The organism is Amycolatopsis sp. w19, assembly GCF_051373225.1.
Lineage (GTDB): Bacteria > Actinomycetota > Actinomycetes > Mycobacteriales > Pseudonocardiaceae > Amycolatopsis > Amycolatopsis japonica.
This window is the reverse complement of sequence record NZ_JBPQFM010000020.1, coordinates 139,476-160,452: the sequence shown is the minus strand read 5'-3', so window position 1 is coordinate 160,452 and position 20,977 is coordinate 139,476. Positions and strand designations below refer to the sequence as shown.

19 protein-coding genes are annotated in these 20,977 nt (G+C 68.7%); 13 read left to right on the top strand and 6 right to left on the bottom strand.

Annotated features, from left to right (window positions below):
- Positions 1-210 precede the first annotated feature (210 nt).
- Positions 211-1,671: an MFS transporter gene (locus tag ACSMFO_RS31715; RefSeq protein WP_436461527.1), complete on the top strand. Its 1,461-nt coding sequence runs from the start codon at positions 211-213 to the stop codon at positions 1,669-1,671.
- Here the strand turns inward: ACSMFO_RS31715 and ACSMFO_RS31710 are convergent.
- On the bottom strand, positions 1,632-2,228 hold the full coding sequence (locus ACSMFO_RS31710; protein ID WP_436461526.1) for a nitroreductase family protein: 597 nt from the start codon (positions 2,226-2,228) through the stop codon (positions 1,632-1,634). The two genes, ACSMFO_RS31715 and ACSMFO_RS31710, sit on opposite strands and share 40 nt — an antisense overlap.
- Positions 2,229-2,455: 227 nt before the next feature.
- On the opposite strand from ACSMFO_RS31710, the gene ACSMFO_RS31705 reads away from it, so the two are divergent.
- Entirely contained in the window at positions 2,456-3,721 is a 1,266-nt protein-coding gene (locus tag ACSMFO_RS31705) for an aspartate kinase (RefSeq protein WP_037334984.1), read from the top strand.
- Positions 3,721-4,761 carry an aspartate-semialdehyde dehydrogenase gene (locus tag ACSMFO_RS31700; RefSeq protein ID WP_073845707.1) on the top strand — a complete coding sequence of 347 codons (1,041 nt, stop codon included), beginning with the start codon at positions 3,721-3,723 and terminating at the stop codon, positions 4,759-4,761. Before ACSMFO_RS31705 ends, ACSMFO_RS31700 begins: the two co-directional genes overlap by 1 nt.
- 343 nt (positions 4,762-5,104) lie before the next feature.
- On the opposite strand, the gene ACSMFO_RS31695 is transcribed toward ACSMFO_RS31700, so the two are convergent.
- Together ACSMFO_RS31695 and ACSMFO_RS31690 are read right to left on the bottom strand one after the other, a co-directional pair.
- Positions 5,105-6,205 (bottom strand): DUF4034 domain-containing protein, encoded by a 1,101-nt coding sequence (locus ACSMFO_RS31695; RefSeq protein ID WP_436461525.1) that lies wholly within the window; start codon positions 6,203-6,205, stop codon positions 5,105-5,107.
- A gap of 9 nt (positions 6,206-6,214) precedes the next feature.
- Positions 6,215-7,714 carry a M48 family metallopeptidase gene (locus ACSMFO_RS31690; RefSeq protein ID WP_436461524.1) on the bottom strand — a complete coding sequence of 500 codons (1,500 nt, stop codon included), beginning with the start codon at positions 7,712-7,714 and terminating at the stop codon, positions 6,215-6,217.
- Between the two features lie 238 nt (positions 7,715-7,952).
- Between ACSMFO_RS31690 and ACSMFO_RS31685 the strand changes: the two genes are divergently transcribed.
- Both ACSMFO_RS31685 and ACSMFO_RS31680 read left to right on the top strand, forming a co-directional pair.
- Positions 7,953-9,143 carry an RtcB family protein gene (locus ACSMFO_RS31685; protein ID WP_436461523.1) on the top strand — a complete coding sequence of 397 codons (1,191 nt, stop codon included), beginning with the start codon at positions 7,953-7,955 and terminating at the stop codon, positions 9,141-9,143.
- A 62-nt stretch (positions 9,144-9,205) separates the two neighbouring features.
- Positions 9,206-9,577: a hypothetical protein gene (locus ACSMFO_RS31680; protein WP_037336230.1), complete on the top strand. Its 372-nt coding sequence runs from the start codon at positions 9,206-9,208 to the stop codon at positions 9,575-9,577.
- Positions 9,578-9,649: 72 nt separating this feature from the next.
- Here the strand turns inward: ACSMFO_RS31680 and ACSMFO_RS31675 are convergent, their stop codons facing one another.
- The gene (locus ACSMFO_RS31675) at positions 9,650-10,792 is read right to left on the bottom strand and encodes an MFS transporter (protein WP_436461532.1); all 1,143 of its coding nucleotides are present in this window, start codon (positions 10,790-10,792) and stop codon (positions 9,650-9,652) included.
- 207 nt (positions 10,793-10,999) lie between these two features.
- Between ACSMFO_RS31675 and ACSMFO_RS31670 the strand changes: the two genes are divergently transcribed.
- Positions 11,000-12,442: a catalase gene (locus tag ACSMFO_RS31670; RefSeq protein WP_038521112.1), complete on the top strand. Its 1,443-nt coding sequence runs from the start codon at positions 11,000-11,002 to the stop codon at positions 12,440-12,442.
- 433 nt (positions 12,443-12,875) lie between these two features.
- Positions 12,876-13,406, top strand: a complete 531-nt coding sequence (locus ACSMFO_RS31665; RefSeq protein WP_350573946.1) for a hypothetical protein — start codon at positions 12,876-12,878, stop codon at positions 13,404-13,406.
- A 265-nt stretch (positions 13,407-13,671) separates the two neighbouring features.
- Here ACSMFO_RS31665 and ACSMFO_RS31660 read toward each other — a convergent pair whose 3' ends face one another.
- Positions 13,672-14,718, bottom strand: coding sequence for an alpha/beta hydrolase (locus tag ACSMFO_RS31660; RefSeq protein WP_038521106.1), 1,047 nt, complete (start codon positions 14,716-14,718; stop codon positions 13,672-13,674).
- 147 nt (positions 14,719-14,865) lie between these two features.
- Between ACSMFO_RS31660 and ACSMFO_RS31655 the strand changes: the two genes are divergently transcribed.
- The 6 genes from ACSMFO_RS31655 to ACSMFO_RS31630 all read left to right on the top strand — a co-directional run bounded on the left by ACSMFO_RS31655 (position 14,866) and on the right by ACSMFO_RS31630 (position 19,084).
- Positions 14,866-15,441: an NADPH-dependent FMN reductase gene (locus ACSMFO_RS31655; protein WP_436461522.1), complete on the top strand. Its 576-nt coding sequence runs from the start codon at positions 14,866-14,868 to the stop codon at positions 15,439-15,441.
- 138 nt (positions 15,442-15,579) lie between these two features.
- Positions 15,580-16,002, top strand: a complete 423-nt coding sequence (locus ACSMFO_RS31650; protein WP_016337902.1) for an organic hydroperoxide resistance protein — start codon at positions 15,580-15,582, stop codon at positions 16,000-16,002.
- Positions 16,003-16,060: 58 nt separating this feature from the next.
- Complete coding sequence (locus ACSMFO_RS31645) at positions 16,061-16,537, top strand: Dps family protein (protein ID WP_038521101.1); 477 nt, start codon at positions 16,061-16,063, stop codon at positions 16,535-16,537.
- A gap of 123 nt (positions 16,538-16,660) precedes the next feature.
- Positions 16,661-18,034, top strand: a complete 1,374-nt coding sequence (locus ACSMFO_RS31640; protein ID WP_436461521.1) for a glutamate decarboxylase — start codon at positions 16,661-16,663, stop codon at positions 18,032-18,034.
- Positions 18,035-18,096: 62 nt separating this feature from the next.
- Complete coding sequence (locus ACSMFO_RS31635) at positions 18,097-18,723, top strand: TIGR03085 family metal-binding protein (protein ID WP_436461520.1); 627 nt, start codon at positions 18,097-18,099, stop codon at positions 18,721-18,723.
- 133 nt (positions 18,724-18,856) lie between these two features.
- Positions 18,857-19,084, top strand: coding sequence for a 2-hydroxymuconate tautomerase (locus ACSMFO_RS31630; protein ID WP_436461531.1), 228 nt, complete (start codon positions 18,857-18,859; stop codon positions 19,082-19,084).
- Between the two features lie 14 nt (positions 19,085-19,098).
- On the opposite strand, the gene ACSMFO_RS31625 is transcribed toward ACSMFO_RS31630, so the two are convergent.
- Entirely contained in the window at positions 19,099-20,943 is a 1,845-nt protein-coding gene (locus ACSMFO_RS31625) for a prolyl oligopeptidase family serine peptidase (RefSeq protein WP_436461519.1), read from the bottom strand.
- Between the last annotated feature and the right edge of the window lie 34 nt (positions 20,944-20,977).

Here is a 20,977-nt window from a genome sequence, read left to right as displayed (position 1 = left end):
CTACAATCACCACCGCGGCCACACCGCACTCGCCGGCAAACCACCCGCCAGCCGCGTCCCCAACCTCCCAGGTCAATACACCTAGGCGCAAGGATGGGGGCCTTCATGTACCTGAAGGGGGCCATCCAGTAAGCGCACTGGGTGTACCCGCGAGGTGTACCCATGGCATGGGGATGGCTGCGGTCTCGAAGCCCGTACAGCGTCGAAGGCATGACACGACAGCACACCCGCGCCTGGTTCGGCCTGCTGGTGATCCTCTGCCCGGTGTTCCTGGTCTCGATGGACGGCTCGATCCTGTTCCTCGCGATGCCCAGGATCAGCCAGGCGCTCACGCCCACGGCCGATCAGGCGCTGTGGATCCTCGACGTCTACGGCTTCGCGGTCGGCTCGCTGCTGATCGCGTTCGGCGCCATCGGCGACCGGTACGGACGGCTGAAACTGCTGATGATCGGCGCCGCCGTGTTCGGCATCGGCTCGGCGGGCGCGGCCTTCGCCCCGAATCCGGAAACGCTCGTCGCCTTCCGCGCGCTGATGGGGCTCGCGGGCGCGACGCTCCTGCCGTCCGCGCTGGCCGTGCTGAGCGAACTCTTCCCCGATCCGCGACGACGGGCGCGCGCCATCGGGATCTTCGCGGCCGCGTTCGCCGCCGGATTCGCGATCGGGCCGGTCGTCGGCGGGATCCTGCTGGAACGCTTCCCGTGGGGCTCGGTCTTCCTGGTCAACCTGCCGGTGATCGCGGTGTTCCTGGCGCTCGCGCCGGTGCTGTTGCGCGAAGTGCGGGCCGCCGGGACGGGCCGGGTCGACGTGCCGAGCGTGGTGCTCTCCGCCGCCGGTCTCCTGCTCGCGATCTACGGGATCAAGCACGCGGCGGCCGACGGTCTCTCCGTCGCCTCGGTCGCTTCCGGGATCGCCGGCGCGGTGCTGCTGACGTGGTTCGTCCGGCGGCAGCGCGGACTGGAGCATCCGCTGATCGAGTTCTCCCTGTTCCGCGACCGCGTCTTCACGATCGCGATCGTCACCGGGCTGGTGCCGTTGGCCGCGTGGTCGGCGGCCGCGTACCTGTCGGGGATCCACCTGCAGTCCGTACTCGGCCTGCCCGTCCTGCACGCGGCGCTGCTGGCGCTGCCCGGCGCGGCCGTCCTCACGATCATGTGTGTCGTCACGCCCGCGCTGGTGGACCGCGTCGGCAAGCGAACGGCGCTGGTCGCCTGCCATTTCTCCATCGCCGCCGGGCTGGCACTGCTGCTCATGACCGGGGTCATGGGCGGCGCGGGCTGGTACGTCGCGTCGACGGTGGTCGCCGGGATCGGCTACGGCATCTCGTTCAGCGTGGTGGCCGACACGGCCGTCGCCGCGGTGCCCGCCGAACGGGCCGGAGCCGCGGGCGCGATCGCCGAGACCAGCAACGAGATCGGCAACGCGCTGGGTATCGCGCTCATGGGCTCGCTCGCCGCGCTGGTGTTCCGCCTGGCGGGACCGGATCTCGCGCCCACCCTCGGGGAAACCCTCGAAATCGCGCCCGCCGCCGCTCTTGACGCGAAGGCGGCCTTCGTCGCCGGTCTGCACACCGCCGTGGCGGTGCTCAGCCTGCTGCACGTCGGGCTAGGGGTTCTCGCTCTGCGATGGCTCCCTCACCCGGAGAAGGCGCTTGTGCCCCAGGCGTCGGCGTAGGCGAACTCGGCCAGGGGAATCCGCTCCCGCGGCGCCTTCTCGCGCTCGATCCGCCAGTCCTCTTCGAGCACCGACGGGTCCGCGGGGTGGCCGACCGCGATGGCGACCTTGGGGACGACGTCGTCGGGGAGGCCGAAGAAGTCCTTCGCCGCCTCGGCGGAGAAGCCCGCCATCTGGTGCGCGATCAGGCCGAGGTCGACGGCCTGGAGCACGAGGTTCTCACTCGCCAAGCCCAGCCCGTACTCGGCGTACGGGACGTCGCCCTTCTCGTTCGTGGTCACCATCACGCCGATCAGCAGCAGCCCGGCGCGATGGGCCCACGCGCGGTTGCCCGAGTTGAGCGTCGAGAGGATGCGGTCGAACGCCGGCGTGCCGCGCAGGCCGACCAGGTAGCGGGCGGGCTGGGTGTTGCCGAACGACGGCGCCCAGCGAGCCGCTTCGAGCAGCGCGCGGAGCTGGTCTTCGGACACCGTGGCGGCCTCGTCGTAGGCTCGCGGGCTCCACCTGGCGGCCATGATCGGCGCGATCGGGGTACTCGTTCGGGCGGGTTTGTGCATTGGCGGACGATAACAAGGGGTGCTCTCCGTCACTAAAGTGAAAGCCCTCCGACTATTTCGTTGGTGTTAAGGAAGATTTACTTCGGGACGTCCTCTATGTGGTGGTCAGGACAACTTACGAGGGTGGCGGGCGTGCGTGACCCCGGTAGGCTTTCGCCCAAATAAGGGACGCGGGGGCTCCTCGGTGCCCACGAGGAGCACGCCCGGCCCGTCGAGGAGGTTCGGGCGTGGCCCTCGTGGTCCAGAAGTACGGCGGTTCGTCGCTGGAAAGTGCCGACCGGATCAAACGCGTCGCGGAACGCATCGTCGCCACCAAGAAGGCGGGCAACGACGTGGTCGTCGTCTGCTCCGCCATGGGCGACACCACCGACGAGCTGCTCGACCTGGCTCAGCAGGTCAACCCGGCTCCGCCGGAGCGTGAGATGGACATGCTGCTCACCGCGGGTGAGCGCATCTCCAACTCGCTGGTGGCGATGGCGATTTCGGCCCACGGCGCGGAGGCCTGGTCGTTCACCGGTTCGCAGGCGGGCGTGGTGACGACGTCGGTGCACGGCAACGCGCGGATCATCGACGTCAGCCCCAGCCGCGTGACGGAGGCACTCGACCAGGGCTACATCGCGCTGGTGGCCGGTTTCCAGGGCGTGTCGCAGGACACCAAGGACATCACCACCCTCGGCCGCGGCGGTTCGGACACCACCGCCGTCGCGCTGGCCGCGGCGCTGAACGCCGACGTCTGCGAGATCTATTCCGATGTGGACGGTGTGTACACCGCCGATCCCCGGGTCGTGTCCGACGCCCGCAAGCTCGACACCATCGCCTACGAGGAGATGCTGGAGCTCGCCGCGAGCGGATCGAAGATCCTGCACCTGCGCTCGGTGGAGTACGCGCGCCGCTACGGCGTCCCGATCCGAGTCCGTTCTTCCTACAGTGACAAGCCGGGCACCACGGTGACCGGTTCTATCGAGGAGATCCCCGTGGAACAAGCGTTGATCACCGGTGTGGCGCACGACCGCTCCGAAGCCAAGATCACGGTGACCGGCGTACCCGACACCACCGGTGCCGCCGCCCGGATCTTCCGCGTGATCGCCGACAACGAGATCGACATCGACATGGTGCTGCAGAACGTGTCCAGCACCTCGTCGGGCCGCACCGACATCACGTTCACCCTGTCGAAGGCCAACGGGGCCAAGGCCGTGCAGTCGCTGGAGAAGATCAAGGACGAGATCGGCTTCGAGTCGGTCCTCTACGACGACCATGTCGGCAAGGTGTCGCTCGTCGGCGCGGGGATGCGTTCGCACCCCGGTGTCACGGCGACGTTCTGCGAGGCGCTCGCGCAGTCGGGCGTCAACATCGAAATCATCAACACCTCGGAGATCCGGATCTCGGTGCTCATCCGGGACGCGCAGCTCGACGACGCGGTGCGCGCGATCCATGAGGCGTTCGAACTCGGCGGCGACGAAGAAGCCGTCGTCTACGCGGGGAGTGGTCGCTGATGTCGGAAGGTTTGCGGGTAGGCGTGGTCGGGGCGACCGGTCAGGTCGGCGGCGTCATGCGCCGTCTGCTGGCCGAACGGGGTTTCCCGGTCGCCGAAATGCGGTACTTCGCTTCGGCACGGTCCGCCGGTTCGAAGCTTCCTTGGCGTGACGGGGAAATCGTCATCGAGGACGCGACGACCGCGGATCCGTCCGGTTTGGACATCGCGCTGTTCTCGGCGGGCGGCTCGACCTCCAAAGCCCAGGCGGAACGGTTCGCCGCCGCCGGTGCCACGGTGATCGACAACTCGTCGGCGTGGCGGATGGACCCGGACGTCCCGCTGATCGTCAGCGAGGTCAACCCGGAGGCGGTCAAGGAAGCGCGCAAGGGGATCATCGCGAACCCCAACTGCACCACCATGGCCGCGATGCCGGTGCTCAAGCCGCTGCACGCCGAAGCGGGTCTGGTGCGGCTTGTGGCCAGCACCTACCAGGCGGTTTCCGGCAGCGGGCTCGCCGGCGTCGAGGAGCTGGAAGGCCAGCTCGCCGCGGCCGCGGCGAACGCGGGCGCCCTGACCCACGACGGTGCGGCGGTGACCTTCCCCGAGCCGAAGAAGTACGCGCGGCCCATCGCGCACAACGTCCTCCCGCTGGCCGGGTCCATTGTGGACGATGGCGAGTTCGAGACGGACGAGGAGAAGAAGTTCCGCAACGAGAGCCGGAAGATCCTGAGCATCCCGGAGCTGCGGGTCTCGTGCACCTGCGTGCGGGTGCCGGTGTTCTCGGGGCACTCGATCTCGATCAACGCCGAGTTCGCGCAGCCGCTTTCCGTCGCCCGCGCGACCGAACTGCTGACCGGCGCGCCCGGCGTCGAGCTGTCGGACATCCCGACCCCGCTGCAGGCCGCCGGCCAGGACCCGTCCTACGTCGGGCGGCTGCGGACGGACCCGGGCGTCGACGGCGGTCGCGGCCTGGTGCTGTTCCTGTCGAACGACAACCTGCGGAAGGGTGCGGCGCTCAACGCCGTGCAGATCGCGGAACTGGTCGCCGCGAACTCCTGACCCGTGCCATGAAAGGTCCTTTCCTCGCAAAATTTGCGAGGAAAGGTCCTTTCCTCGCATCCGCTGAGCCGCCTTCAGGGCATGAGTGTCCACAAGGGACGCCTGCGCGTGGTGAAATGAACGATTGATCACCATATGCACGGTTTCGCGCGGGGGGTCGTGAGTGGAAATGAGGGTTAGAACGACCATTGCCACTCACGACCCCTCGGTGAACCACTCAAATCGAGCACACGGGCCGACCTGGAGTTCCTTGTGGACGGTGGCGCCATGATCGGTCCCGTGGGCACTCCCGGCTCATGTCACGAGGTCCTTGGGGCGACGGGCGGCCAACGCATTCAGAGGACTAAACGCGCGCAGCACCAGCGCAGGCCGCATACCGCGTAGCGAGGAACTCGCCCCGAGGATCCCCGCTGTAGGACCAAACCCCGCCGTCCGCCCGCGTGCCCAAGTGCCGGAACTGCTCGACGGCCTCGTCGAAGCGTCCGTTCTCCACGAGCGCCTTCGCCAGATACGCCCGGTCTCCCCGTTTCTCCGGATAGTCTTCGCCGTCGAGAAGCGCCAGGATCCCGTCGAGCGCGCCGGACACCCGCGGCGAACGCCAAGCGGGAACGTCCTGGAACTCGGCCTCGTGCGCCGCGGCCAGCAGCAGCGGCGCCAGGTTCGGCGACTCCGCGGCCGCGGTCCCGGCGAACTCCCACATCAGCTCGTTCGAGCCGAACCACTTCGCGCACCAGTACTGCAACGCCCGTGAGTGCGCGCCGCGGTGCCGTGGGTCGCGGGCGACGAGTTCCGCCCAGACCTTCCGGTACTCGTCGTTCTCGTACTGCCGACCCATCGCGATCGTGAGCGCGGTCACCCACGGCGTCGGGTCTTCGGGAGCGAGCCCGGCCGCCTCGTGCACGGCATCCTCGGCCTGCTCCAGCACCCGGAAGAACGCGGCGAACTGCTCCTGCGTGACGTGCTTCGCCTGCAGTGAGCTGCGCACCTCCCAAGCCACGTCCACCAGGGACGCCGCGTTGACGAGCGCCGCGCCCGGGTCGCCGGGGCGGGCCTTGCGCCACGCGCGCAGCCACTCGTCGTCCTTCGCGGCGGCCTCGCCGAGCGCGCCGGTCACCTGGTCGCGGCGAGCCCAGTTCCCCCGGGTCGACGCCAGCAGCGCCGCGGCGCCTTCCCATTCGCCGCGGGCGGTCGACTCCTGCACCGCGAGGATCTCCCCGTCGGTCCAGTACTCCTTGGCCGACACCTCGCCGTCGGCCGGGAGACCCCAGCGGGTGACGTCCGGGATCCTGCCCTTGAACTTGGGCTTCTCCGGCGGCAGCAGCGCGGCGAACTCTTCGGGCGTCAGCACGTTGTCGAGTTCGTCGATGCTGACGCCGCGCCGCTTCGCTTCCTTCATCACGGCGAACACGGCCTTGCGCTGACGGGATTTGAGCAGCCAAAGCATGAAAACTCCTTAAGAACGAACAAGAGTGAGAGCCGGCCGGTAGCCGGCGGGCACGCCGGCGGCCGTCAGCAGCGCACGCAGCGGGGCGGTGTCGGATTCGGCCGCGGTGGCCTGGTCGAGCGCGGGCTCCAGCCGGCCTTCCAGCGGCTCGTCCACGGTGAACGGCGCCGGTCCGGACCACGAAAGCGACCATCGCCCCGCGCCGACGTCGGTGAGCGCCGCGTGCACGACGACCGCCAGCCGCCGGCGGACCGAGACGACGGCGAACTCCCGGCGGGCGCGCGGACCGGCACCGGCGGGCGGCGCCGCGTCCGGATCGGCGAGCTCCTCGTGCCTGCCCGCGTCGAGGAGGTCCAGCGCCATGTCGAGGGTGCGCTCGCCGAGGACCTCGGCGGCCGCTTCGGCGGCGGCGTGACGATGGCCGATGGCGACCAGCGACTGCCAGTCCGTCCGCCGTTTCGTGTGCGCCTCGTCGGAGAAGACGGTGAACAGCGCCTCGTCGAGCATCTTCTCGGCACCGGTCAGCAGTTCGGTCGCCGGACGTTCGCCGCCAGGGCGGACCGGGACCCGGGTGCCCGCTTCGAGCGTCGCGACCCGGTCGCGGGTGGCCGGATGCGTGTCCCATCGCGACGTCTCGTCCTCCGACGGGTTCCGGCGCATCTCCTCCAACTGCTCCGCCCTGGTCGGGTCGGTGAGCAGCGCGCGATAGCCCTCGCCGAACCGGTCCGGGAGATACCCGGCGTCCCAGCCGATCGCGGCGTAGTTGTTCATGAAGAACCGCCAGGTGACGGCCAGCGCTTCGATCTCGCGCAGGGCCGAGGTCGCCGCGTCGGTACCCGCGAGCCGTGCCGAGACGGCGTCGGCCGCGAGCTCCTGAGCCCGGCAGACACTCATCGAGACGACGAAATACAGCTTCGCGTACTGCTTGAAGAGCCATCCGACGAAGCGTTCGAAGTAGCCGTCGCGGTCGAGGCCGTTGACGACCCGCGCGATCGACTTGCGCCCGCGATAGGTCAGTGCGGCGAAGCGGGTGTCCTTGTTGCTGTAATGCCCCAGTTCGTGCGCGAGCACGGCGCGGAACTGGTCCTGGCGCAGGCCCATGATCAGCGGGACCCCGATGATCATGCGGCGGCGCAGCACCCGCAGCCCGAGCCACGAGGTGCGCTCGGTGACCGCGGCGTTGACGTCCGGATCGAGGTAGATCTCGTCCGGCGGGCGGGTGCCCGCCTCGGCCGCCAGTTCCCGGACCAGCGCCCAGAGCGCGGGTTGCGACTCCGGCGTCACCTGGACACCGGGTACGTCGTCGTCGGTCACCCGCTCGACCGTGAGCAGGGTCTTCAGCAGGATCCAGCCGACCGGAACGGTGATGATGCCGAGCTTCACCGCCGCGATGACGTTGTGCCGCAAGGCCAGTACTTCGAGTGTCACGATCCCGCCCACGAAGGCGAGCACGAGCAGCGGGAACCCCGCCAGCAGGACGGCAGCGAGCAGCCCACGAAAAGACTTCACTGTGAAACGGACCTTCCCCAGAGTTGGTGTACCCCCGACACCGAGCGCTCATTGTGCCCGAAGCGCCTCGCGCGGCCGATCACTTTTCGAATACGATCGAAGACTTCGGGATGAACATCACCCCGGCGCGCGTCGTCGCATGTGGACTGTCCATTGTGGATCAGATAATTGCCTTGTCCGGTTCGCCCGATCGGTGCATTCTCGACGACGACAAAACGTTTTCCACGAAAGGAAAGTCATGTACACGGCGGTCGAAGGCTCGCGGGTTCCGATCCGGATGTGGGCGGACCCCGCATCGGTCGAGGACCAGGCCATGCGACAGCTGCACAACGTCGCCAACCTGCCGTGGGTGCACGGCGTCGCGGTCATGCCCGACGTCCACTACGGCAAGGGCGCGACCGTCGGCAGCGTGATCGCGATGCGCGACGCGGTGTCCCCGGCCGCCGTCGGCGTGGACATCGGCTGCGGGATGAGCGCGGTGCGGACCTCGCTCACCGCCGCCGACCTGCCCGACGACCTGCTGAAGCTCCGCCGCCGGATCGAATCGGCCGTCCCGGTCGGGTTCGGCCTGCACAAGACCCCGGTGAACCCGGCGAAGGTGCACGGTGTCGGTGGCTGGGACGCCTTCTGGAAGTCCTTCGGCGACCTGCATCCCGGCGTCCAGGAACTGCACGACCGCGCGTCGCGCCAGATCGGGAGCCTCGGCGGCGGCAACCACTTCATCGAGGTCTGCCTCGAACAGGGCGGCGAGGACGAAGGCCGCGTGTGGCTGATGCTGCACTCCGGTTCGCGCAACATCGGCAAGGAACTCGCGGAACGGCACATGGCCGTCGCGCGGAAGCTGCCGCACAACGCGGATCTGCCGGATCCGGACCTCGCGGTGTTCGTCGCGGGCACGCCGGAGATGCGGGCGTACCGGCGCGACCTGTTCTGGGCGCAGGACTACGCGGCGCGCAACCGCGCCACCATGGTCGCGCTCGTGAAGCAGGCGCTGAAGGACGTCGTGCCGCAGACGACGTTCGACGACGCGATCAGCTGCCACCACAACTACGTCGCCGAGGAGACCTACGACGGCGTCGACCTCCTGGTGACCCGCAAGGGCGCGATCCGCGCGGGTTCGGGTGACCTCGGGATCATCCCGGGCAGCATGGGCACCGGTTCGTACATCGTGCGCGGCCTCGGGAACGCGTCGTCCTTCCAGTCCGCGTCGCACGGGGCGGGCCGCCGGATGTCGCGGAACAAGGCCAAGAAGCTGTACACCGCCGAGGACCTCGCCGCGCAGACCGCCGGCGTGGAATGCCGCAAGGACTCCGGTGTGGTGGACGAGATCCCGGCCGCGTACAAGGACATCGAAACGGTGATCAAGGCGCAGACGGATCTCGTCGAGGTGGTCGCGCACCTCAAGCAGGTCGTCTGCGTGAAGGGCTGAAACGTGGGTGGTGTGGCGGGGAACCCGACATACCACCCACGTTCCTCGCTACTGTGGTCTTCATGAAGAGGTTGGGAATCGCGGCGCTACTGGCGGCCGCCGGACTCGCGCTGGCGGGCTGCAGCGAGGTCACGAACGCCGTCGATCAGACGAACAAGGCCGCGACGAAGGTCGGTGCCTGCGCCGAGGCGCTCAGCCTCGCCGACCTCAATCCGGACCCGGCGACGATCAAGGAACGCGCCGCGGACAAGGAGAAGCGGCTGCGTGAGCTGGCGAACAGCGTCGGCGAGCAGAACGTCGCGAGCGCGCTCACCGGTATGGCCGACTCGTACCTGCAGGTGCAGAAGGAGAACATCCAGGACGCGGGCAAGATCGCGGACTGGACCAAGCGCAACCTCGACCGGCTCGACGCCCTCCGGAAGGTCTGCGCCTAGCCCCTCTCGCATTTCGTCCTCTGAATGCGGTAGTTGGTATCACCAACGACCGCGTTCAGAGGACGAAACGCGTCAGGAGGAGGTGAGCGCGGGCACCGGGGCGGGTGTCCGGGACCGACGCCAGAACAGGCCGACCGATGCGATCGCCAGCGCGCCCAGCGCCGAGGCCGTGAACCCCCAACCGGGGCTCGAATGGTCGATCACGAACCCGATGATCGGGCTCCCGATCGCGAGCCCGATCCGGCTGGCCGCGTCCAGCAGGCCCATCGCCTCGCCGCGCACCCGAGGCGGCGCCGCCGCGCTGACCGTCTCCGTGCTCGCCGCGAGCGTCGGTGCGCACAGCACGTTGCTCGGGAAGAGCACGATCGCCAGCAGCCACCACGGGTGGTCGATCAGCCCGACCGGCAGCGTCAGCACCGCGAGCAGCACCATCAGCGTGCCCTGCGAAAGCGACCGCCGGACCGCGCCGTGGATCGCCCCGCCGAGGACGGACGCGACGCACATGAACGTGATCAGCAGTCCGGACCAGGCGATGTCCCCGCTCGCGCGCAGCGTCGCCAAGGCGGCGAGCTCCATGCCGACCAGGCAGAACAACGCGCCCGCGGCGATGAACATCGCCATCACGAGCCGTCCGGTGAGCCAGCTCCGCACGGGCGGCCGCTCCCCGCTGAACACCTCGGCGTCGGCCTCGGCGCGGATCGGCGGGTTCTGCCGGTAGATCAACGTCGCCGAAAGCGCGAAGCAGACCCCGATACCGGTGAGCGCGTAGACCGCGGGCAGTTGCGTGATCGCCATGATCCCGGCCGACGGCCCGATCATGAACGACGCCTCCACCAGGATCGTGTCCAGTGAGTAGGCCGCGCGCCGCTGCTCCAGCGGCACGAGCGCGGTGAGCACCAGCCGCGCGAGCGTTCCCGCGGGCACCGACAGCACGCCCGCGGGGAGCGCGACCGCGAGCAGCACCTGATACGGCAGATGCGGTGCGCTGATCCAGAACGTCGACGAGGCCACCCCGCAGATCGCGACCACCGGCCGCAGCCCGTAGCGGTCGACGTACCGGCCGACGAGCGGTGCCCCGATCGCGCTGCCGAGGGTGGTGGCGGCGCCGATCAGCCCGGCCGCGCCGTAACCGCGGCCGAGGTCGTTGACCACGTACAGCGTCATCGTCACGCCCATGGCCGTCATCGGGAGCCGGGCCAGGAACATCAGCAGCATCGAGCTGGGGACTCCGGGCACGGCTAACACGCGACGATACGGAGCGAGGGCCATGGAACCGATGAGAACGTAACTTGGTACGCGCGTGCAAGTTTTTTTCGCGAGGTACGGGTCACCCGGTCCGGGGGGTTTTCTTGACTGATTCCAGAATAGGCGAGAGGGTGGTGTCGACTGACCGCTCACCACCACGAACCAGGAGGCACCGGCGTGACCCTGCCGACCACGAACAACGTGGGCATCCCCGTCGCGAGCGACAACGACTCCCTGACGGTAGGCGCCAACGGCCCGATCCTGCTCCAGGACCACTACCTGATCGAGAAGAACGCCCAGTTCAACCGTGAACGCGTGCCGGAGCGCGTCGTCCACGCCAAGGGCGGCGGTGCGCACGGCTTCCTCGAGGTCACCGAGGACGTCAGTCAGTTCACGAAGGCCGCGCTGTTCCAGCCCGGCGTGCGCACCGAGAGCCTGGCCCGCTTCTCGTCGGTCGCCGGCGAGAACGGCTCGCCCGACACGTGGCGCGACCCGCGCGGCTTCGCGGTGAAGTTCTACACCTCCGAGGGCAACTACGACCTCGTCGGCAACAACACCCCGGTGTTCTTCATCCGCGACCCGATCAAGTTCCCCGACTTCATCCACTCGCAGAAGCGCCGCGCCGACAACCACCTGCGCGACCACGACATCCAGTGGGACTTCTGGACGCTGCGGCCCGAGTCCGCGCACCAGGTCACCTGGCTGATGGGCGACCGCGGCATCCCGTCGAACTGGCGGGAGATGGACGGCTTCGGCTCGCACACCTACCTGTGGGAGAACGCCGGCGGCGAGAAGTTCTGGGTCAAGTACCACTTCAAGACCGACCAGGGCATCGGCTACCTGCCGCAGGCCGACGCGGACCGCATCGCGGGCGAGGACTCCGACTACTACATCCGCGACCTGTTCAAGAACATCAAGCAGGGAAACCACCCCAGCTGGACGCTGTACGTGCAGGTGATGCCGTATGCCGAGGCCGCGGACTACCGCTTCAACCCGTTCGACCTGACCAAGGTGTGGCCGAAGGGCGACTACCCGCTGATCAAGGTCGGCCGCTGGGTGCTCGACCGCAATCCGGCGAACTACTTCGCGGAGATCGAGCAGGCCGCGTTCGAGCCGTCCAACCTGGTGCCGGGTATCGGCCCGTCGCCGGACAAGATGCTGCAGGGCCGCCTGTTCGCGTACCCGGACGCGCACCGCTACCGGATCGGCGCGAACTACACGCAGCTGCCGGTCAACGCGCCCAAGTCCCCGGTGAACAGCTACTCGCGCGACGGCGCGATGCGCTACAACAACCCGGGCGACCCGGTGTACGCGCCGAACTCCTACGGCGGCCCGCACGCGAGCGCGGAGATCGCCTCCGAGACCGCTTCGGGCTACGGCGTCGAGGACGAGGTCATCCGGTCGGCGTACAAACTCCACGCCGAGGACGACGACTTCGGCCAGCCGGGCACGCTCGTCCGCGACGTGATGGACGACGCGCAGCGCGAGCGGCTCGCGAACAACATCATCGGCCACGCGTCGAACGACGTCTCCCGGCCGGTGCTGGAACGCGTCTTCGAGTACTGGCGGAACGTCGACAAGGACCTCGGCGACAAGGTCGCGGACGCCTTCCGCGAGTAGAAGGACCTCTTTCGAGAGGCTGCTCCCACCACGGAACGCCCCCGGTGCCCGCACCGGGGGCGTTCCCATGTCCCCACTCGCATGTGAAGCCAGAAGGTGGCGTGGCGTGCGTGGGGGACACCCCGAGTGGAGCAGTGCGACACGCCTGTCCGACGGAGTGATGAAGCCAAACGATCACCGTTTACACCGCTGTGGGTGAACGAGCCGCTCCACGGTGGAGATCGGTCACAGGTGGTCATAAATCGGCGGGAAAAGGATGATCTTCAGGGGGAAGCACAAGATTTCGACGTTAATCAATTGCGGGAGTCTTCCCCGGGAATGAATCCGGCACGTAAGGGTTAGAAAAGTGTTCCAACCGGTGATCGGGTGGTGTTCGGCCGATACGGCGGGTATCGATTTACCTCGTCAGGTCCCAGAGGCCAGGAGGTAAGGAATGAAAGGCAACATTGCCCGGATGATTGCCGTGGTCGCCACCGGCAGTCTGTTGGCGGTGGCCTCGGCCGGCGCCGCGACGGCTGGTACCGATGGTGGAAAGGGTTCGTCGAACACGCAGGCGCTCGCCGCGCAGGTGCTGCAGATGCGGGACGGCCTCACCAAGGTGGCCTACGCCGGTGACGTCGCCAAGACGCGGGCGGACTTGGACAAGCTGAGCCCCGTCCTCGGTGACATCGCCGCGGGCAAGCGCTACCAGATCCAGACCGAAACACAGAAGCTCGGCGACCTGGCCCAGGGCCGCTCCGTCGAGTCCAGCAGGCTGCTGGCCGACCCGACCGCCAAGGCGCGTCAGCTGCCGCCGCTGCCGGTGCCGATCCCGTCGCTCCCGGACCTTCCCGGACCGCTGAAGATCGTCAGCGACCTGGTGAAAGCCCTGCTCGCGGCCGTGACCGGCATTCTCGGCGGCTTGCTCGGCGGACTCCCTGTCCCGCCGCTTCCGGTGCCGCCTGTGCCACTTCCCACGCCTTGATATCGCCGCGCGCTGACGGAAACCTTTCGCAGGGCGCGGGAGCGAGGCCCGCTCACGCAGGCAGGTAGGGGCGCCCTACAAAAGGTTTCCGTGGCCTCCGGCCGAAAGAGGCGCGCGGGTGAAGTCTCTCTTCGCGCTGACGCGCTTCCGAGAGACAGGCATGGGTCGCTAGAGAGTCGTCCGGTTCCGCCGTGCAGGGCGGCGGGCCACGAAATGGGGGCCGGGGCCCGAGTGGGGACATTTCTCCTCACTCGGGCTCTGGCCGTCACCGGGGCGCGAGGCCCACCCGAAGGGCTCCCGCCGCCTCGGCCGTCGCCTCCCGGAACCGCCGTCCGACACCGAGGAAGTTGAGGTACCCGTGGATCAGGTCCGGCTGGCGGCTGAGCGCCACCGGCACCCCGGCTTTCCGCAATTTCTCCGCGTAAGCCTCGCCCTCGTCGCGCAACGGGTCGAATCCGGCCGTCGCGATATACGCGGGCGGTAATCCGGAAACGTCGCCGTGCAACGGGGAGAGTTTCGGGTTGTACAGATCGGTGCCCTTCGGCACGTAATGTCCTTCGAACCAGGTCATATCCGAATCGGTGAGGAACAGGTCTTCCGCGAACAATTCCCGGGAGCGGCGGCGCACGGTGAAATCGGTCGCCGGATAGAACAGCAGCTGGAACGCCGGGATCCCGCCGCCGCGTTTCACCGCCTGCTGCGCCGTCACCGCCGCGAGGTTCCCGCCCGCGCTGTCGCCGCCGACGGCGATACGCGCCGGATCGGCCCCGAGGTCCCTCGCCTTCGCGTAGGCGTACTCGAACGCCGCGATCGCGTCTTCGGTGGCACCGGGGAACCGCGTCTCCGGCGCGAGCCTGTACTCCACCGAAAGAACCCGCACGCCCGCCTGTTTCGCCAGGTAGCGCACGCTGTTGTCGTGGGAGGCCCGGCTGCCGACCACCCAGCCCCCGCCGTGGAAGAACACCAGCAGCCCGGACGGATCCGGCAACCCGGCCGGGGTGTAGAGCGTGGCCGGCACGTCGCCGTCACCCGTGGGGATGAGCAGTTCCCTGGTGGCGACCGGCTCGATCGTCGGCCCGCTCACCAGATGCCTGCTCGCCAGGAGCATGCTGCGCGACTCTTCGACGCTTCCCCGCACCAGCGACGCCTTCGCCAGTTTCTGCAGCCGGAGCAGGAGCTGCGCGTCCAACGCCAGTTCCTGACCGTCCAGGCGGAGCGGCGGCCCGGCGATGGCCCGTCTGACCGGCTTCGGGAGCCAGAACGCCAGCTGGGAAAACGCGGCCTCGGCACGGATCTGGAGCGGTATCGCCATGCTTCCTCCTGGGGGCTTCCGGCCAGGTTACTTTCGAGTAGGTATGCCGTCCAGCGGGACCGGGCCCATTGCGGCGAACGGGTGTGACGCAGGCCTCCGTTCCAGATCCTGGTCCTCCACTTAAGTAGAGGGGTTAGCCTCGAAAGCGTGACTTCGACGAACTCGGTGCATGTCCTCGGTATCGGCGGCTCTCTGCGGGAGGGCTCGCAATCCGAGCGCGCGCTGCGGATCGCCCTCGGCGCGGCGGCCGAGGCCGGAGTCACCACTGAGCTGATCTCCGGGCCCGAACTGGTGTTGCCGTTCTACGACACCGCGTTGGACGAGAGGCACGAGCGCGCCACCCGGCTCGTCGAAGCGATCCGTCGTGCCGACGGGATCGTCGTCGTCTCGCCCGGCTACCACGGCGCGCTGTCCGGCCTGGTCAAGAACGCGCTGGACTACGTCGAAGACCTGCGCGACGACGCCCACCCGTATCTCGACGGCCGGGCGGTCGGTCTCGCCGCCGTCGCCTACGGCTGGCAGGCCGCGGTCACCACGCTGGAGCAGCTGCGCACGATCACGCACGCGCTGCGCGGCTGGGCCACCCCTTTGGGTGGTTCGATCAACACCGCGGAGACCAAATTCGACGAAGCCGGCGGTGCCTCGGACGAGAAGAGCGTCCGCACGCTTCGCCTGATCGGAAGCCAGGTCGCCGAGTTCGCGCTGAGTCGCGCCGGTCACTAGTCGTTTGCTCAGGTCGTCGTCCGGGTAATTCCCGGACGTGATGCCTGCCATGGGGTGGCAAGGTTTCGCGGTTGCGGGACGTTGACACCGAAGAGACGCTCAACGGGGCGTGTCTTGAGACCAGAAGGTAGGCGAAGAATGGCTGAGGCTCTGTACACCGCTGTGGCCACCGCTCGCGGCGACGGCCGCAACGGTGAGGTCACGTCTTCCGACGGCGTCATCGACGAGTCGCTGGCGATCCCGAAGGAGATGGGCGGCCCCGGCGGGGACAAGACGAACCCCGAGCAGCTCTTCGCCGCCGGTTACTCCGCCTGTTTCCACTCCGCGCTGCAACTCGTCGCGCGCCAGGCGAAGGTGACGCTGGACGGCTCCACCGTCACCGCCGAGGTCAGCGTGCTCAAGCAGGGCGCGGGCTTCGGTCTCGGCGTGGCACTCAAGGTTTCGCTGCCCGGCCTGGAGCAGGCGCAGGCCGATCAGCTCGTCGAGCAGGCGCACCAGGTGTGCCCCTACTCGAACGCGACCCGCGGCAACATCGAGGTCGCCCTGTCCGCGACGGTCTGATCCCGTCCGCGACAGGTCCGTTCCCGAACCGACTGATTTCTGAAAGGAAGACCGAAAAATGGGCAAGTCTCCGATCCAGAGTCCGTTGAGCGAAGCCGACAAGGAGATCACCGGTAACGCCTTGCAGGCCACGCTGGTCGATCTGGTGGACCTGTCGCTGATCGCGAAGCAGGCCCACTGGAACGTCGTCGGCGCGAACTTCCGCAGCGTGCACCTCCAGCTCGACGAGCTGGTCGACACCGCGCGCCAGTACGTCGACGAGGTCGCCGAGCGCGCCAACGCCATCGGTGTCTCGCCGAACGGCCAGGCGAAGGCCGTCGTGGAGAGCTCCGGCCTGCCGGACTACCCCGACAACTGGCAGTCCGTCGAGTCCACGGTCGCCGCGATCGTCGGCATCCTCGCGGCGCTGATCGAGCGGCTGCGCAAGCGCATCGACGAGACCGACAAGAGCGACCTGGTCACCCAGGACCTCATCATCGCGATCACCCAGGAGCTCGAAAAGGCGCACTGGATGTGGCAGGCGCAGCAGGCCTGATCCACCGGTCCCGAATGCTATGAAAGGACCTTTCCTTGCCAAATTTGCAAGGAAAGGTCCTTTCATTGCACGTCGGGGGGCGATCGAGGTGCCCCCGCCCGCCCGCGGGGCTACGTTCGGTCCATGGTGCTGCACAAGGGAACCGCGTCCGATCCGGACCGCAAGGGCGGAGCCAACCCACTGTACGCCGGCGCGTATCCCGCGCTCGCCGCGAACATCCGTCTCCCGCACGACAGCCTCGCCGAAGACCCGCTCCCGCCCGACACCGCGCTCCAGCTGGTGCGCGACGAGCTGATGCTCGACGGCAACGCCCGGCTCAATCTCGCCACGTTCGTCACCACGTGGATGGAGCCGCAGGCCCGCGAGCTGATGGCCGAATGCGTCGACAAGAACATGATCGACAAGGACGAGTACCCGCAGACCGCGGAACTGGAGCGGCGCTGCGTGAACATCCTCGCCGATCTGTGGCACGCGCCCGATCCCACCGCGATCATGGGCTGCTCCACCACCGGCTCGTCGGAAGCCTGCATGCTCGCCGGCATGGCGTTGAAGCGCCGCTGGTCGAAATTGGGCCGCACCGGGAAGCCGAATCTGGTGATGGGCGCGAACGTCCAGGTCTGCTGGGAGAAGTTCTGCGAGTACTGGGAGGTCGAGCCGCGGCTGGTGCCGATGGACGGCGACCGCTTCCACCTCACCGCCGACGAGGCGATCGCCCGCTGCGACGAGAACACGATCGGCGTCGTCGCGATCCTCGGGTCCACTTTCGACGGCAGCTACGAGCCCGTCGCCGAGATCGCCGCCGCGCTCGACGGCCTGGCGGAACGCTCCGGCTGGGACATCCCCGTGCACGTCGACGGCGCTTCGGGCGCGATGATCGCGCCCTTCCTCGACCCTGAGCTGAGCTGGGACTTCCGCCTGCCGAGGGTGGCGTCGATCAACACCTCCGGGCACAAGTACGGGCTCGTCTACCCCGGCGTCGGCTGGGTGCTGTGGCGTGACAAGGACGCGTTGCCGGAGGAGCTCGTCTTCAACGTCAACTACCTCGGTGGCGACATGCCGACTTTCGCGCTGAACTTCTCCCGTCCCGGTGCCGAGGTGGCCGCGCAGTACTACACGTTCGTCCGGCTCGGCCGCGAAGGTTTCCGTGCGGTGCAACAGGCTTCGCGTGACGTCGCGACCCAGCTGGCGGACGGGATCGCCGAGCTGGGCCCGTTCCGGCTGCTGACCCGTGGCGATCAGCTGCCCGTGTTCGCCTTCACGACGAAGCCGGACGTCGAGGGCTTCGACGTCTTCGACGTGTCACGGCGGCTTCGCGAACGTGGCTGGCTCGTCCCGGCGTACACGTTCCCGGAGAACCGGACCGACCTCGCGGTGCTGAGGATCGTGGTGCGCAACGGTTTCACCCACGACCTCGCCGAGCTGCTGCTCGCCGATCTCCGCCGTCTGCTGCCCGAGCTCGATCACGGCCCGCGACGGCGGACCGCGTTCCATCACTGAGCCGGGTGCCCTGCGTCACGCCGGATTTCCCCGGGCCCTACCGGCGCGTAACGTCGGGGGGTATGGGAGTCGCCGGAGACGAACGTCGTGCGTTGAGCGAGCTTTTCGAAGAGGTCGGCCCGGACGCGCCGACCCTGTGCACGGGTTGGAAGACGCGGGATCTCGCGGCCCATCTGCTGGTCCGCGAGCGGCGGCCCGACGCGGCGCCCGGCATCCTGGTGCCCGCGCTCGCTTCGTACACGCAGCGGGTGCAGGACTCCTACGCCGCCCGGCCGTGGTCCGAGGTCGTCGGCAAGGTCCGGTCCGGCCCCGCCTGGTACTGGCCGACGTCGATCGGCGCGCTCGACGAACTGACGAACAGCGCGGAGTTCCTGATCCACCACGAGGACGTCCGCCGGGGACAGCCCGGCTGGGAACCGCGTCCGGCGGACTCCGCGCGCGACGCGGCGGCCTGGAAGTCCGCGAAGCAGGCCTCGAAGCTGAACCTGCGGAAATCACCGGTCGGCGTGATCCTGAAGACCCCCGAAGGCCGCGAAGCGCGGGTGAAGGAAGGCCCGGACACGGTGACCGTGATCGGTGCGCCGATCGAACTGCTGCTGTTCGTCTTCGGTCGTGACGCCGCCAGGATCACCTTCGAAGGCGACGCCTACACCGTCGACCGGCTGCGGAAGCACGACCGCGGGCTTTAAGTGTCCAGCGCCGGGAATCCGGCACGCATCTCGGCGGCCCAGCTTCCCGTCGGCCGCGTCGCCGGTCCGTCCGAGTACAACCCGGTACGAGGACGAACCGGCGCCTTGCCGACGGAAACCTGGATCCACCGAGATACGCACCGTATTCTCGACGCAGAACACTAGAGTTCCGGCCATGCCGATGATCAGTGTTTCGATGTTCCCCGGCCGCACGGCCGAGCAGAAGCAGGCCCTCGTGCGCGAGGTGACCGACGCCTTCGTCCGCACCTGCGGCGGAAACCCCGAAGGCGTCTGGGTGACCATCAACGAGATTCCCGCCGAACACTGGGCGTCCGGCGGGACTCTCTTCTCCGAGCGCTGACCCGCCGGCCGGGGTCAGCGAAGCCCGACCGCCCGCAGCGCGAAGAACACCTCGATCGCGGTCTGCTTGATCGTCTCGGCGATCACCAGCGAACCGTGGCCCGCGTCGAACCGGTAGAACTCGAACGGGATCTCCCGCTTCGCGAGCCGGTCGAGGTAGTTCTCGACCTGCCGGATCGGGCAGCGCGGGTCGTTGTCCCCGGCGAGCACCAGCACCGGCGCCGTCACGGCCTCGACGTAGGTGATCGGCGAGCATTCCCGGTACACCGCCGGCACCGTCTCCGGCGAACCGCCGAACAACGCCCGGTCGAACGACCGGAGCTGCTCCATCTCGTCCTCGTACGCGGCGACGTAATCCGCCACCGGCACCCCGGCGATCCCCGCCGCCCAGCGCGCGGGCTGGGTGCCCAGCGCCAGCAGGCTCAGGTAGCCACCCCACGAAGCGCCGTTCACCACGCACTTCTCGGGGTCTGAGAGTCCACTTTGGACTGCCCAGTCGTGCACGGCGGCGACGTCTTCGAGTTCGGTCAGGCCGGGACGGCCTTCGATGGCGTCGCGCCAGGCCGAGCCGTACCCGGTCGAGCCGCGGTAGTTGACCTCGACGACGGCGAAACCGGCGTCGAGCCAGACGGCGCGGTACGCGGAGAAGCGGTCCTCGTCGGCCGAGTGCGGCCCGCCGTGCAAGGAGAAGACCGTCGGGAGCGGGCCTTCGGGCGCGTCGGCCGGCCGCGAGACCAGCGCGTGGATCTGCCCGCCGATCCCGTCGACGAACGCGTCGGTGACCGGGGCGGACTCCGGGGCACGCTCACCCGGCGGTTCGAGGAGCACGGAGTCTTCGCCGCCCGCGGTCCGCGCGCGCACCGCCGTCGGCTGCGCGGCACTGGACCACGAGTACTCGACCGTTCCGTCCGGCCGCACGCCCGCGCCGCCGATGCGTCCGGGCGGCGTGTCCAAAGAGGACAGTTCGCCGGTCGCGAGGTCGTACCGGTGCAGGGAACTGCGGCCCTGGTGGAAGTGGACGACGAGCAGCGCCCGCGCGTCGGGGTACCAGCCCGCGACCACCTCGCCGGGCAGATCCAGCTCGATCTCCTGCTCGGTGTCCGCGGCGGTGTCCCAGATCAGGAGCTCTTCGCGGCCGCGCCGCTCGTGCAGCACCAGCAACCGCTGATCGCCGGCGACCGGCGAGTACTCGAGCGCGCCGAGGCCTTTGCCCTCGCCGTCCCATTTGTCGGCGATCGCCGTGAAGCCGTCGGTCGACAGGACACGCAGCGCGGGGTGGCGCGAATCACCGTGTTCGGAGTGGGAGATCGCGAGCAGCGACTCGTCGCGGGACAGCGAGGCGATCCCGGCGTCGTCCTCGTGCTTGTAGAAGGAGGTGGTTTCGCCGTCGATATGGGCGAAGAGTTCGCTGCCGTCGTCGGTCGAGACGCCGACGGCGATCACCCGTGTGCCGATCTCGAGCCCGGCGGGGTAGCCGTCGTGGACGTCCGGCACCGCGCGCTCGGCGGCGGCACCCGGTGCGAACGGTTCGCGGACCCAGGAACCGAATTCGTCGCCGTCGGTGTCGTCGAACCACCAGATCCAGCCGCCGTCGGGGGACGGGGTGGCGTGCATGGTGCCGTTCGGCCGGTCGGTGACGCGGCGGTGTTCGCCGGTCGACCGGTCCCAGGAATAGACCTCCCAGACGCCGCTGGCGTTGGAGACGTAGACGTTCGCGTCTGGGGCGTCGATGGCCCACTCGGGGACCGAGATCCGCGGCGCGTGGAAGCGGGCCCGCCACCTGGTCTCGGCTTCGGCGTCGTCGAACAGGCGGTCCGGGACCGCCGCGGACGGATATTCAGTGCCTGACTGCGTGCTCACCCCTCGATCCTGCCACCCCGGAGCCGTACTGTGT

Bases quoted from the DNA above. Each gene is read 5' to 3' on its own strand.
- ACSMFO_RS31715 (WP_436461527.1), top strand. From the start codon at position 211: ATGACACGACAGCACACCCGCGCCTGGTTCGGCCTGCTGGTGATCCTC.
- ACSMFO_RS31710 (WP_436461526.1), bottom strand. From the start codon at position 2,228: ATGCACAAACCCGCCCGAACGAGTACCCCGATCGCGCCGATCATGGCC.
- ACSMFO_RS31700 (WP_073845707.1), top strand. From the start codon at position 3,721: ATGTCGGAAGGTTTGCGGGTAGGCGTGGTCGGGGCGACCGGTCAGGTC.
- ACSMFO_RS31695 (WP_436461525.1), bottom strand. From the start codon at position 6,205: ATGCTTTGGCTGCTCAAATCCCGTCAGCGCAAGGCCGTGTTCGCCGTG.
- ACSMFO_RS31685 (WP_436461523.1), top strand. From the start codon at position 7,953: ATGTACACGGCGGTCGAAGGCTCGCGGGTTCCGATCCGGATGTGGGCG.
- ACSMFO_RS31680 (WP_037336230.1), top strand. From the start codon at position 9,206: ATGAAGAGGTTGGGAATCGCGGCGCTACTGGCGGCCGCCGGACTCGCG.
- ACSMFO_RS31675 (WP_436461532.1), bottom strand. From the start codon at position 10,792: ATGCTGCTGATGTTCCTGGCCCGGCTCCCGATGACGGCCATGGGCGTG.
- ACSMFO_RS31665 (WP_350573946.1), top strand. From the start codon at position 12,876: ATGAAAGGCAACATTGCCCGGATGATTGCCGTGGTCGCCACCGGCAGT.
- ACSMFO_RS31660 (WP_038521106.1), bottom strand. From the start codon at position 14,718: ATGGCGATACCGCTCCAGATCCGTGCCGAGGCCGCGTTTTCCCAGCTG.
- ACSMFO_RS31650 (WP_016337902.1), top strand. From the start codon at position 15,580: ATGGCTGAGGCTCTGTACACCGCTGTGGCCACCGCTCGCGGCGACGGC.
- ACSMFO_RS31645 (WP_038521101.1), top strand. From the start codon at position 16,061: ATGGGCAAGTCTCCGATCCAGAGTCCGTTGAGCGAAGCCGACAAGGAG.
- ACSMFO_RS31640 (WP_436461521.1), top strand. From the start codon at position 16,661: ATGGTGCTGCACAAGGGAACCGCGTCCGATCCGGACCGCAAGGGCGGA.
- ACSMFO_RS31635 (WP_436461520.1), top strand. From the start codon at position 18,097: ATGGGAGTCGCCGGAGACGAACGTCGTGCGTTGAGCGAGCTTTTCGAA.